The organism is Pseudomonas corrugata, assembly GCF_050920615.1.
Taxonomy (GTDB): Bacteria; Pseudomonadota; Gammaproteobacteria; order Pseudomonadales; family Pseudomonadaceae; genus Aquipseudomonas; species Aquipseudomonas corrugata.
Genome location: NZ_CP130434.1, coordinates 5,863,763 through 5,876,647 on the forward strand (window position 1 = coordinate 5,863,763; position 12,885 = coordinate 5,876,647).

The 12,885-nt window shown below is 62.8% G+C and carries 12 protein-coding genes; 5 read left to right on the forward strand and 7 right to left on the reverse strand.

Going from position 1 to position 12,885, the window contains the following annotated elements; translation table 11 throughout:
- Positions 1-95 precede the first annotated feature (95 nt).
- Entirely contained in the window at positions 96-1,433 is a 1,338-nt protein-coding gene (locus tag QZH45_RS26230) for a DEAD/DEAH box helicase (protein ID WP_053191338.1), read from the reverse strand.
- A gap of 58 nt (positions 1,434-1,491) precedes the next feature.
- The gene (yedA, locus tag QZH45_RS26235) at positions 1,492-2,394 is read right to left on the reverse strand and encodes a drug/metabolite exporter YedA (RefSeq protein ID WP_024780301.1); all 903 of its coding nucleotides are present in this window, start codon (positions 2,392-2,394) and stop codon (positions 1,492-1,494) included.
- Between the two features lie 161 nt (positions 2,395-2,555).
- On the opposite strand from yedA, the gene QZH45_RS26240 reads away from it, so the two are divergent.
- Positions 2,556-3,008, forward strand: coding sequence for an Lrp/AsnC family transcriptional regulator (locus QZH45_RS26240; protein WP_024780300.1), 453 nt, complete (start codon positions 2,556-2,558; stop codon positions 3,006-3,008).
- Between the two features lie 230 nt (positions 3,009-3,238).
- Here the strand turns inward: QZH45_RS26240 and QZH45_RS26245 are convergent, their stop codons facing one another.
- The 3 genes from QZH45_RS26245 to QZH45_RS26255 form a co-directional block, all read right to left on the reverse strand.
- Positions 3,239-3,850 carry a 3'-5' exonuclease gene (locus tag QZH45_RS26245; RefSeq protein WP_024780299.1) on the reverse strand — a complete coding sequence of 204 codons (612 nt, stop codon included), beginning with the start codon at positions 3,848-3,850 and terminating at the stop codon, positions 3,239-3,241.
- 22 nt (positions 3,851-3,872) lie between these two features.
- Positions 3,873-4,352 carry an NYN domain-containing protein gene (locus tag QZH45_RS26250; protein ID WP_024780298.1) on the reverse strand — a complete coding sequence of 160 codons (480 nt, stop codon included), beginning with the start codon at positions 4,350-4,352 and terminating at the stop codon, positions 3,873-3,875.
- Positions 4,353-4,491: 139 nt separating this feature from the next.
- Positions 4,492-5,265, reverse strand: a complete 774-nt coding sequence (locus QZH45_RS26255) for a DUF2076 domain-containing protein (protein ID WP_024780297.1) — start codon at positions 5,263-5,265, stop codon at positions 4,492-4,494.
- A gap of 177 nt (positions 5,266-5,442) precedes the next feature.
- Between QZH45_RS26255 and QZH45_RS26260 the strand changes: the two genes are divergently transcribed.
- Positions 5,443-6,102, forward strand: coding sequence for a membrane protein (locus tag QZH45_RS26260; RefSeq protein ID WP_024780296.1), 660 nt, complete (start codon positions 5,443-5,445; stop codon positions 6,100-6,102).
- Positions 6,099-7,178 carry an endonuclease/exonuclease/phosphatase family protein gene (locus tag QZH45_RS26265; protein WP_024780295.1) on the forward strand — a complete coding sequence of 360 codons (1,080 nt, stop codon included), beginning with the start codon at positions 6,099-6,101 and terminating at the stop codon, positions 7,176-7,178. Before QZH45_RS26260 ends, QZH45_RS26265 begins: the two co-directional genes overlap by 4 nt.
- 258 nt (positions 7,179-7,436) lie before the next feature.
- On the opposite strand, the gene hrpB is transcribed toward QZH45_RS26265, so the two are convergent.
- Positions 7,437-9,953: an ATP-dependent helicase HrpB gene (hrpB, locus tag QZH45_RS26270; RefSeq protein ID WP_024780294.1), complete on the reverse strand. Its 2,517-nt coding sequence runs from the start codon at positions 9,951-9,953 to the stop codon at positions 7,437-7,439.
- Positions 9,954-10,046: 93 nt separating this feature from the next.
- Here hrpB and QZH45_RS26275 point away from each other — a divergent pair, with 93 nt between their 5' ends.
- Positions 10,047-10,466: a hypothetical protein gene (locus tag QZH45_RS26275; protein WP_024780293.1), complete on the forward strand. Its 420-nt coding sequence runs from the start codon at positions 10,047-10,049 to the stop codon at positions 10,464-10,466.
- 28 nt (positions 10,467-10,494) lie between these two features.
- Entirely contained in the window at positions 10,495-11,388 is an 894-nt protein-coding gene (locus QZH45_RS26280; protein ID WP_024780292.1) for a cation diffusion facilitator family transporter, read from the forward strand.
- A gap of 151 nt (positions 11,389-11,539) precedes the next feature.
- Here QZH45_RS26280 and QZH45_RS26285 read toward each other — a convergent pair whose 3' ends face one another.
- On the reverse strand, positions 11,540-12,553 hold the full coding sequence (locus tag QZH45_RS26285; RefSeq protein WP_055135893.1) for a DUF6515 family protein: 1,014 nt from the start codon (positions 12,551-12,553) through the stop codon (positions 11,540-11,542).
- Between the last annotated feature and the right edge of the window lie 332 nt (positions 12,554-12,885).

A 12,885-nucleotide genomic window follows, 5' to 3' on the forward strand; every position in this document is an offset into this window, starting at 1 on the left:
CGTGGGAATGCCTCAACGGACGCTCCGCGTTCGACTTTTATGACGCCGAGCGTCCTCGGATGCATTCCCACGCGGAGCGTGGGAACGATCACGGATCAGGGTTTCTTTTTACGCGGCCCGGTATTGAACACCGGCACCTTGCGCACCGGCTTGACCGAGGGCTCCACCGGCGCCGAGTCCCCGCTGTCCACCCACTTGCCCAGGTTGCGCTTGCCGCCACCGCCCGAGGTTTTTGGCTTCTTCGGCTTTTTCGGTTTCTTGACCACCTGGCCACTGGCGTCGGTATCCGGCACCCGATGCTCAGGCTCGAAGTCCTGTTCCATCTGGCGGGTCAACGTCTGGCGGGTCAACATCTCAATGGCTGACAGCAGGTTCACTTCATCGGCGCACACCAGGGAAATCGCTTGCCCCGTGGCGCCTGCTCGGCCAGTACGGCCGATACGATGGATGTAGTCTTCGGCAACGATCGGCAAATCGAAATTCACCACCAGCGGCAAGTCTTCGATATCCAGCCCACGGGCCGCGACGTCGGTGGCCACCAGGATCTGGACTTCACCGAGCTTGAAACGGTCCAGTGCGCGCTGGCGGGTGGCCTGGGGTTTGTCGCCGTGGATGCCATCGGCGTTGACGCCCAGGCCCTGGAGCTTTTCCACCAGCGCATCGACGCCGTTGCGGGTCTTGGCAAATACCAATACCTGCTTCCACTTGTTCTTGCGCAACAGGTGCACGAACAACTCTGGCTTGCGCTTCTTGTCCACCGTCACCACCCATTGCTTGACGGTGTTGGCCGCGACGTTGCGCGGGCTCACTTCGATGCTCAGCGGATCGTTGAGCATCTGCCCGGCCAGCAAACGAATGGCGTCGGAAAAGGTCGCCGAGAACAGCAGCGTCTGGCGTTTTTTCGGCAGCGCTTTGTAGATATTCGCCAGTTCCTCGGAAAAACCCAGGTCAAGCATGCGATCGGCTTCGTCCAGCACCAGGGTCTGCAACTGGTTGAACTTCAGCGCGTTCTGTCGGAACAGATCGAGCAAGCGCCCCGGCGTGGCGACGAGCAGGTCGACGCCCTTGCGCAGTTTCATCATCTGCGGGTTGATGCTGACGCCACCGTACACGGCGTAGGTGCTCAATGGCAGGTTCTGAGCGTATTGGCGCACGCTCTCATGGACCTGCTCGGCCAGTTCGCGGGTCGGCACCAGAATCAGCGCCCGTACCGAGTTGGCAGCCACTTTCGGTCCTTCGGTGGTCAGCAACTGCAACAGCGGCACCGCGAAACCGGCGGTCTTGCCGGTGCCGGTCTGGGCCGCGGCCATCAGGTCGCGACCGGCCAGCACCGCCGGTATGGCCTGGGCCTGCACCGGGGTCGGGGTCTGGTAGCCGAGCGTCTCGAGGGCGCGCAACAAGGGTTCGATCAGGCCAAGGGTGGCGAAAGTCATGGAAGTACCGTAGGAAAAATCAGCGCAGGGTGTGCAATGCGCGGCAGTTTACCTTAATTCAGGATTCAACCGGCGCAGGCTTGGGTTTGCGCCACTGAGGCAGCCCGATCAACACCACTGCACTGATGATCACCAGCATCGCCAGGGACTCTTCGATGCCTATACTTTCGCCGGCAAACACAATCCCCAGCAGCACCGCCACCGCCGGATTGACGTAGGCATAACTGGTGGCCGCCGCCGGCCGTACATGCTTGAGCAGGTACATGTAGGCGTTGAAGGCAATGATCGAACCGAAGCAGGTCAGGTAGGCCAGGGCGAACCAGCCTTCGAACGGTGGAATGCGCTCCAGGTGTTCACCACTGGCGAAGCTGCCGATCAATAGCACCACGCCGCCCACCAGCATTTCCACGGCACTGGCCATTGCCCCCGCTGGCAATGGCAGATGCTTGCTCAGCACCGAACCGAACGCCCACGACGCTGCCGCGAACACCAGCAGGGTTGCACCCAGCGGACTGGATTGCAGATTGGAACCCAGGTTGAGCATTGCGATACCGATCAACCCGAGCACGATTCCCGCCCATTCCAGGCGCGTATTACGCGCGCCCCAGAAATACCCGCAAAGCAGGGTAAACAAAGGCACCGTCGCCACGGCCAACGCCGCGACCCCGGACGCCACGCCGGTGTGCTCGGCGACACTGACCGCGCCGTTGCCAAAACTGAGCAGCAGCACGCCGATGATTGCCCCGGCCTTCCACTGCGCCCAGGTCGGTGCCGGCGCCCCGCGCCAGCGCAGGAAGCCATACATGAGCGAGCCAGCCAGCACGAAGCGAATCCCGGCCAGCAACAGCGGCGGCCAATGCTCCACGCCGATGCGAATCACCAGATAGGTCGACCCCCAGATGATATACAGGGCGAAGAAGGCAGCGATCAGCGGCAGTGGAAAACGGCGTGGGCCAGGCATGGTCAGCTCGAAGTCAGGACAATGAGAGGCGTTATTCTAGAAAGGCGACGGGCGGAAAATAAGCTACAAAACCTGTTTATCCTGGCCATACACTTTTCAAACCAAGGAGATCAGCGCTATAAACCGTGCTTTCGAAAGTCATCTCACCTGGAAGCCAAACCGTGGATAAATACGACCGCATGCTGCTCAGCACCTTGTTGGAAAACGGTCGTGCGTCCTTTGCCGAACTGGCCCGCAAAGTGAACCTCTCGGCCCCGGCCGTAGCCGAGCGGGTCAGCAAGCTGGAGGCCAGCGGGATCATTACCGGCTACCAGGCCAAGGTCGACATGGCCAAGATCGGCCTGCCGGTACAGTGCGTGATCGAATTACGGATGAACCAGCACGGCAACCAGAAGGCCTACGACGACTTGTGCAAGATTCCCCAATTGACCGAATGCCACCGGGTGACCGGCGACCCCTGCGTGATCATGCAAGCGGCGGTCGGCTCGATGCCGGAGCTGGAAGAGCTGATCAACCGGATCGCCAAGTTCGGCTTCAGCAAGACTTCGATCGTACTGTCCAGTGCCATTGAAAAGCGGGTGCCATTGGGGCAGTTGGAAGGCAACGGCAAGTAAATCGCCCAACACCGATCAAACCCTGTGGGAGCAACTGTTTTATCTTTGCCACCGCCATCGCGAGCAGGCTCGCTCCCACAGTTATTCGGGTTGATCCGATCCCCGCGCCCACCATCAATCCCCTGTGGGAGCGAGCCTGCTCGCGATAGCGCCAGGTCAGTCAATATTTGCAGTGGCTGACACACCGCCATCGCGAGCAGGCTCGCTCCCACATTTGGATGGCGGTGATCTTAGAACCCGCGATGACGCTTGAGATGCTCATTGATCTTGGCCGCCGGGACCTTCTGCAAGCTGCACAACAGATCGTGGGACAGCTCCCGCAGCCCATGCTTGTGTCGCAGTTCCGACGCCAGGTGCGCGGTGAGGTTGGCGGCCATTTCGGCGTCGGCCATGGCCCGGTGGGCCTGGCCGGTATGGGGCAGGCCGGCGAAGGCGTTGAGGGTGCCGAGCTTGTGGTTCGGCGCGGCCGGCATCAGGCGTCGGGCGAGCAACAACGAACAGGCAAAATTCTGCAGGCGAGTGCGCTTGATCCGCCCCAGTTCGAAGTCCCAGAACTTCTGGTCGAACGCGGCGTTATGCGCCAGCAGCGGCGTGATACCGACGAATTCGTTGACCTCGTTCATCACCCGCTCGGCCGAAGGCGCGCTGCGCAGCATGGCATTGCTGATGCCGGTCAGTTGCTCGATGAAGGCCGGCACCCGCACGCCGGCATTCATCAGGCTCTGGTAGCGGTCGACGATCCGGCCTTGCTCGAGAATCACCACGGCGATTTCCGTGGCTCGGCAACTGCTGCTCGGGGTGATTCCGGTGGTTTCAAAGTCGATGACTGCGATGCGTTCCAAACCTGTCTGAACTCCGTAACGATCAATTCTTGAGCAGCAGCGCGCCTTCGATGGGCACGTAACGACTGGCGGCACGGATCAGCGAGTTGGCCGTCAACCCCGGCACGCCGTACGCCACCGCCTGCACACCGTGCTTGCTGATGATGCGTTCGAGCAACATGTCGAAATCGCCGTCACCCGAGGCCAGCACGACCTCGTCGACATGGTCGGCAGCGTCCATGATGTCCAGCGTGATACCCACGTCCCAATCGCCTTTGGCCGAGCCGTCGCTGCGCTGGATGTAGGGCTTGAGCTTCACGGTGAAACCCAGGTTGCGCAGGATCTGCTGGAATTGCTGCTGCTTGCTGTCACCGCGATCGATCGCGTAGGCATAGGCCTCGACGATCTGCCCCTGTTTGCTGATATCGGCCCACAGGGCGGCGTAGTTGAAGTGACAACCATAGGCCTGGCGCACGGTGTAATAGAGGTTCTGGACATCGGCGAACACTGCGATTTTCTTCACCGCGGTTCCTCTTGAATGCACAAGCGCACAGGCTCTGGGTCAGGCACCGGGCCCGAAAAGGCGCCCAGTATGCCAGTCCAAAGGAGGGTTCCGCGAATAATCGATCCGAGGCGCGTAGGCACCCCGGACGAATGGCAGGTCAGACGAAGGAATCGTCGTCGCCAAAGAAGGAAGAGTCGTCGCCGTAATCCGCGTCGCTGAAGCCGCCCTGATCGTTGCTGTAGCCATCGTTGCCGGCCATGCGCTGGTCGTCCTCCCATCCATTGTTGTCGCCGCTGCTGCCGACATCATTGACCGGCTGGGCCGGTTCTTCCTTGATGATCTCGACAATCTCCTGGGGCTGCTGGCCGCTATGGAACAAACTGCTGATCCCTTGCGCCAGCATCACGCCACCGGCCACGCCGGCCGCAGTTTTCAGGGCGCCACCCAGGAAGCTGCTCGCTGCCGGGGCTTGTTGCTGCGGGGCACCATAGCCCGCTGGCGGCGCACCGAAGCCCTGCTGAGCCGGGGCATTGTTGAAGGATGGCCGCGCCGGTTCGCGCCAGCCGCCACCGCCGGTTGCCGGAGCGCTTGGAGCAGGGGCAGGTCGCGCATCACGACTGCTGCCACCGAAAATACTCGAGAGGAAACCACCGCCCCCGCTGGGTGCCGAAGCCTGGCTGCGGGCGTTCTGCAGGTCCGCCTGCAGTTGCTGGACTTGCTCGGTCAGTTGCCTGTTCTGCTCGTCGAGGCGCTTGATTGCCGCCTCTTGCACCAGAATCGCCTGGGCCATGAAATAACCGGCCGCGGGCTGGCTGGCCAGATGCTCCTTGATCCGCGCCTCGGCCTGGGCGTCGCGCGGGGCTGAATCCTTCTCGGCCTGTTGCAGCCGTGAAAACAGTCCATCGATCAGGGTTTGTTCTTCGCTGTTCATGGCGACCTCATCAGATTGCCGGGTAGAAAACCAAGCCGGTTCCGCAGAACCGGTGCCCAACAGTAATGGGGCTTGCCGCGAAGGATTCAATGGTCTTTACCTGATGTTTACGTTTGCTAGTGCGGGTGCCTGATCGGTTAAAGTGTCGGACCGCTTCTGGACCTGCGATCCCGACTCATGAATCCGTTTGACGTGCTGCGTGACTCTTTGTATTTCTTCAAGCGCCATCTGGGCCGGATCGCCCAGCTGTGCCTGCCACTGGTGATACTCGAGGCCGTGCTGCAACAAGCCGTCGACCGCGCCGTCGGCCCGGATGGCTTTCCCGGCTATAGCGTGATCGTCGGGCTGCTGGTGTATCCGGTGTACACCGCTGCGCTGATCCTGTTTCTCGACGCCCGCAGCCGAGGCGAATCGCCGCACATTCGTGACCTCCTCGCCGCGGCCCTCACCCTCTGGCCGCGCTTTGCGTTGCTGACCGCCCTCAACACATTGCTGATCCTGCTGGGTATTTCGTTGTACATCCTGCCGGGCCTGTGGCTGATGGTGACCCTGGCATTCAGCGAATACCTGCTGGTGCTCCGAGGCCTGGCTCCATTGACGGCGATGAAGGAAAGCCTGCGCATGAGCCGTGGCCAATTCTGGCGGATCCTGTTGTGCATCATTGGCGTGATGGCCCCTCTGTGGCTGCTCAAGGGCGCCAGCGTCTCGGTTTATCCGCCACCTCAGAATCCTTGGCTCGGCCTGTTGATCGACAGCATTCACAGCTTCCTGCAACTGTTCACCAGCGTGGTGCTGTTCCGGATATTCATGCTGATCGGGGAAAAAACCGAGCCATGACCCGTTTACTGCGTTACAGCCTGCTGGGCTTGTTGCTGGTTGTCTGCCTGGCTGCCCTGGCGATCTATGGCCTGACGTGGCGCCCACAAGCCCGGGAAGCACTGCCAGTCAGTTGCGCCGCCAACGCCGCGCCGCTGATGCCTGGCCAAGCCGTGAAGGTGATGACCTGGAATGTCCAGTTCCTGGCCGGCAAGCGCTACGTGTTCTGGCACGACCTGGCCAAGGGCGACGATGAAAGCCCGACCCTGGAAGACATGGCCTTCAGCCTCGACGAAGTGGCCCGGGTGATCCGTGATGAGCAACCTGACATCGTCCTGCTGCAGGAACTGGACAACGGCGCCAAGGCCAGCGATTACCAGAACCAGCTCAAGTTACTGCAGGAGCGGCTCGCCGACCTGTATCCCTGCAGCACCAGCGCCTTCGACTGGAAGGCCGATTTCATACCCGCCCCCCATATCTTCGGCAGCGTCGGCCGACAACTGGCAACGCTGAGCCGCTACCGTATCGATCACGCCGAACGGGTGCAGTTGCCGGTAGCCGAGGCCAACATCATCAGCCGTCAGTTCCAACCGAAGAATGCGCTGCTGGTGAGCTACATTCCGCTGAGCGATGGCAGCCAACTGGCCGTGCTCAACACGCATCTGGAGCGGGCCACGCAGCCTGACGAAACTCTGCCGAACCAGGTGACTGCCGTGGCCAAGGCCCTGGACAAGTTCGAGTCCCGAGGCATGCCCTGGCTGATCGGCGGCGACTTCAACCTGCTGCCCCTGGGTCAGTACCTGCGCCTGCCGCCCGAACAACGCACCCCCTACTCCGCCGACAGCCCGCTGCACCTGCTGTGGGACAAGTACCCGATGATTCCCACCAACAACGAGGCCAGCGGCATCGACCGTGCGCACTGGCTGACCCACTACCCGAACGACCCCGGCCTCAACGGCCCGGACCGCACCGTCGATTATCTGTTCTACAGCCCGCGCATCAAACGGGTCGAGGCCCAGGTACGGCAGGACGACACGTTGCGTATTTCCGATCATTTGCCGGTGATTGCGCGGTTTTTGTTGCCGGTTACGCCATAGCCGCAGACCTGTGGCAACGAGTCTGCTCGCGAATGCACTGTGTCAGCCAACTTCTATGCGACTGATAGGCCGCTATCGCGAGCAGGCTCGCTCCCACAGGAATCCTGCGGTGAATAACGATCGTGCGGCCAGCCCGGAGCCCATGTGGGAGCGAGCCTGCTCGCGATAGCGGGTGCTCAGCCAGTTTTGATGTGACTGACAGATAGCCATCGCAAGCGGGCTCCCACAGGGTTCGGGTCCACTCGGATTAACGTCTGTTCACTTACGCGGCTTGACCCGCGCCGTCGCCTCCGCCACCAGCGGGTCGTCCGGCCAGTAATGCTTGGGATAGCGTCCCTTGAGGTCCTTCTTCACTTCGGCGTAGGTGCTGCGCCAGAAGTTCGCCAGGTCCTGGGTCACCTGCACCGGTCGGCGTGCCGGCGACAACAAGTGCAATTTGACGACCTGGCGGCCACCGGCAATGCGCGGGGTGTCGGCCAGGCCGAACAGTTCCTGCAAGCGCACCGCCAGGATCGGCGGATGCTCGCTGTAATCCAAACGGATCGACGAACCCGAGGGCACGCTCAAATGGTGCGGCGCCAGTTCCTCCAAGCGTTGCGGCAGGGGCCAGGGCAACAGGTTGTGAACGATGCTCGACAAGTCCAGGTTGGCAAAATGGCTGAGCCGCGACACCCGCCCCAGATACGGCATCAGCCAATGTTCAAGACTGTCGAGCAGCGCTGCGTCGCTGACGTCGGGCCATTCGCTTTCGTCCCGGGTCTCCAGGTCCAGCCGACGCAGCAGTGCCAGCCGCGCCTGCCATTGCCGCAGTTCCGGCGTCCAGGGCAGCAGTTCCAGGCCCTTGCGCCGCACCAGGTTGACCAGGGCCTGGCTGCGCGTCGACTCATCCAGGCCAGTCAATGGTTCGCGACTGAGCACCAGTTCGCCGACCTTGCGCTGGCGCTCGGCCCTCAGCACGCCTTCGCGCTCGTCCCAATCCAGTTGATCCACCGTGCGCACCTGCTCGGCCAGCACGGAATCGAACAGCGCCGCGTCGAAATCCGTTGCCAGGTAGATCCGCTCTTCCCGCTGGCCCTGGCGGCTGCCGAGATCGGCGATCACCAGCCACGGCTGCTTCATCAGGCTGTCGACCTCGGCAAACAGCGCCGCACGACCGTTGGCCAGGCGGTACTCCGCACCGCCGGGTCGTCGCTGTTGCGCGACCCGATCCGGGTAGGCCAACGCCAGCAGCGCACCGAGCCAGCGCGGGTGATCGGGATCGGCCACGGCTTCTTCGGCCTTGCCCCGCAAGTAGCCGCGATACTGCCGGGCCAGTTGCCGCGCCCGCGTCACCCCGCCTTGCGCGCCTCGCGCCGCCCGCTCTTCGCCAGACAGCAACGCCAGGCGACTGTGCAAGTCCGCACCGGCGCCGCGCAGAATGTCGCGCTCGCCCAATAGCGCGGCGACGTTGCACGCCATGTCTGCCAACCCCAACGCCTGGCCGCGCAATAACAGATGAGCGATACGCGGGTGAGCCGGCAGTTCGGCCATGGCCTGGCCGTGGCGGGTCAGTTGCTCGCCGTCCAGCGCGCCCAGACGTTGCAGTAGATCCTGAGCCTGGGCATACGCAGCCGCCGGGGGGACGTCGAGCCAGACCAATTGCTGCGGCGTCACGCCCCAGCGTCCCAGCTGCAGGGCCAGCCCGGCCAGGTCGGCGCAAAGGATTTCCGCGCTGCCATAGGCGGCCAATTGTTCATGCTGGTCTTCGGACCACAGCCGATAACACACCCCTGGCTCCAGTCGCCCAGCCCGACCGGCCCGCTGGGTGGCACTGGCCCGGGAAATACGTTGTGTGTCGAGGCGGGTCATGCCGCTGCCCGGGTCGAAACGCGGCACCCTGGCCAGTCCCGCGTCAATCACCACCCGCACGCCATTGATGGTCAGGCTGGTTTCGGCAATGTTGGTCGCCAGCACCACCTTGCGCAGACCAGGCGGCGCCGGGTCAATGGCGGCGCGCTGGGCCGCGAGATCCAGCTCGCCATGCAGGGGGCATAGCAACACGCTACCGCCCTCGCCCAGGGCATCGGCCAATTGCTGATGGACCCGGCGGATCTCCGCCTGCCCGGGCAGGAACACCAAGACGCTGCCGGTTTCATCGTGCAGGGCTTCGAGCACAGTCTGCACCAGCCGCGGCTCGATGAACTCACCGGGCTGGAATGGCCGGCCCCAACGCACCGTCACCGGGAACATGCGGCCTTCGCTGCGCAGTATTGGCGCGTTGTCCAGCAACCCGGCCAGGCGCTCGCCTTCCAGGGTCGCGGACATCAACAGGATTTTCAGCGGCTGGTCTTCGCGAAACAACTCCCGGCCGTTGAGACTCAAGGCCAGGGCCAGATCGGCGTCGAGGCTGCGCTCGTGAAATTCATCGAAAATCAGCAGCCCCACCCCTTCCAATGCAGGATCGTCCTGCAAGCGACGGGTGAGAATCCCTTCGGTGACCACTTCAATACGGGTCCTTGGGCCAACCTTGCTGTCCAGACGAATCCGGTAGCCAACGGTTTCACCGACCTTTTCACCCAGTTCACTGGCCAATCGCTCCGCCGCCGCCCGTGCCGCCAAGCGTCGGGGTTCGAGCATCAGGATGGTCTGTCCGGCCAGCCAGGGCTCGTTCAACAGGGCCAGGGGAACACGGGTGGTCTTACCGGCACCGGGCGGCGCTTCGAGCACGGCTTCATGGCGTGATGCCAAGGCTTGACGCAAGGCGGGTAAAACTTCATCAATCGGCAGAGAAATCATGCTGGCTCCAAAACAGAGGGCCGAGTATAACGGCGAACTGTTTGGCGTGGTCTGGACTCAAACCATCAACCCTTACCTGCTCAGGAGATTGTTATGCGTATTCCCTTTCGCGTGATCGGCGGCGTCCTGGTCGCCACCCTGCTGACCCAGGTCAGCGCCTGCGGCTCGATCTTCTACCCGGACCGTCGCGGCCAGATCGACGGCAAGATCGACCCGGCTATTGCCGCGCTCGACGCCGTCGGCCTGCTGTTCTACATCATCCCCGGCCTGATCGCATTCGCGGTGGACTTCGCCACCGGCGCCATTTACTTCGAGCCGGGCAAGACCGCCCAGATCGCGCCGGAAAAGCTCAAGCAGGCCGTCAACCCTGACGGCAGCGTCGACAACCATAAACTGCAGGCCATCCTGGAAAGCGAACTGGGTCGCAGCTTCCCGCTGGACGATCCACGGCTGATCCAGCACAAGGGCAGCGCGCAGCAACTGGCCGCCCTCGGCCTCAAACCGGCCGCATGACGGGCGCCACTGAAGGAACGACCGCTCCATGACCAGCACTACCGAACACGCTCGCCTGCTACGCCTGGCCACCCGCGCCTCGGTGGCGGTGGCGTTGATCCTGACTATCTCCAAGGCACTGGCCTGGTGGCTGAGCGGTTCGGTGAGCATGCTTGCCGGCCTGACCGACTCGGCCCTGGACGGCGTCACATCGCTGCTCAACCTGCTGGCAGTGCATTACGCCTTGCGCCCCGCCGATGCCGATCATCGCTATGGTCATGGCAAGGCCGAGTCCCTGGCCGGCATGGCCCAGGCGCTCTTCATCGGCGGCAGTGCCGTGTTGATTGCCCTGCAGGCATTCGAGCGCCTGAAAAACCCGGTCCCGGTGGATGCGCCATGGCTCAGTGTCGGCGTGATCGTATTTTCCCTGGCACTGACCCTGGCACTGCTGGCATTGCAGCATCGGGTTATCCGCGCCACGGGCTCCAATGCCGTGCGCGCCGACTCGCTGCATTACCGTTCCGACCTGTTGCTCAACGGCAGTATTCTGGTGGCGCTGGTGCTGGCCGGGTTCGGCTGGTATCAAGTCGATGCCTGGTTCGGACTGGGCATCGCCGCTTACATTCTCTGGAGCGCCATCCAGATCGCCCGGGAAAGTTTCGCCGTATTGATGGACGAAGAACTGCCGCCCGACGTCAGCCAGCACATGCTCGAACTGGCCTGCGCCGTGCCCGGCGTACTCGGTGCCCATGACCTGCGCACGCGGATTTCCGGCAACCACTGGTTCGTGCAACTGCATCTGGAGTTGCCGGGGGAACTGACCCTGTCAGTGGCCCATGGCATCAGCGACCAGGCCGCCGATGCTATCCACCGCGCCTACCCGAAGGCCGAAGTGCTGGTGCATGCCGATCCGTCGGAAGTGGTGAAAGTCGCCAGCGCCTGATGCGCTTCACCTCTGTGGGAGTAAAGCTTGCTCACGATAGCGGCCGAGCAGCCAACATTGTTGTCGACTGACTGACCCCCATCGCGAGCAAGCTTTGCTCCCACAGGTTTGTGGCGTTCGGCACCCAGCCTTTCTTACTGAACAACAAACCTCAGTAACTCACCTGATACCCACGACTGCTCAAGCAACTCCCCTGGGCCTGCCGGTAGGTCTGTACCACTTCCGGCGCGGGCGGGTAGGTGTAGTTGCGCGGATCGAAACCGCTCTGCTGCACCGCCCAGCGATAACATTCGTAGCCATCCTGGTTGACCTGCTCAGGTGACTGGCCGTTGGCTGGGTACGCCACCACGTCATAGCTGTTGCCCTGGGGTTGTGGCTGCGGGTTGGCAACCGGCGCGTCGACCACGACGTAGTCCTGGGTGTTGGCTTCGTAAATGTAATAGGCACCGGCGGCGAGGAAGAACAGCGAGCTGCCGATCCAGACTTCCCGGGCATAATCGGGCAGGTAACGGGTGCGGATGCCCCGTGGCGGTTGAACCACGACATAACGCGGCCCTTGTGGGCGATACCAGTAGCCGCCGGAAAAGAAATAGTCCTGCCCGCGATAGGGCACGCGGTAATTGCGATCAGGGAAACGGTCGATGACATAACCGGGACGATACTGCGGCCCCGGCCCCCAACCAGTGCCATGGCCGTCCGGACGACCGGCCCAGTGCTGGTCGGGATGATTGTCATGCTCGGGGCGCGGCCGATTGCTCGGATAACCGTCGCTGCGACGTGGGATATCGCGGTAGTAGCCCGGTTGCGGCTCCCGGGTCTGGGTCACGCTGTCGGGCCGGCCCTGGATCGGCAGGTTATTGCCCGGCGGCTGTTGCTGCTGCGGCGGACGACCATGACCGTTGGGGTCCTGGGGTGATCGATCATAGGATGGCGCGCCCTGGCGCTGGGCGCCGGGTTCGAACTGGCGACTGTTGTCGCCACGGATGATTTCATTGCTCTGGGGCCGCGGCTGGCCGGAGTAACCCTGACCGTTGCCGCCACGTCCATCGTGTCCTCGATCACCGTCGGGGCCGCCACGATTCTGCTGATCATCGGCCATCCCTTGCGCACTGACACTTGCCCACAACAGACCAACACCTGCCAGACGCCAGATGCGCGACTTCATGTTATTCCTCACAACGGTTCAGGGCCTGATGATAAGACCGGGAAAAGCCCAGGCCGGTTCTGCACCAGATTATCAGCAGCGCCACATATTTCGCAGGCATTAAAAAAGGGAGACCCGTCGGCCTCCCCTTGAGAACTTCGTCCGTGCTCGACGCTTGTGGCGTCGGCTCACCTCACACCGTCTTCTGGACAGCATGCAGCTCGGGGGTCATGAGTGGCCTGTCTGGCTACCAGGCACCGGTGGGTGCCGCGACCGCAGCCGGCCTGCTTGGGCGGGCTGCATTGGACTGTTTGTCCGAGCAGTGATCTTGGTGATAAGAATAAGCCTGGGCC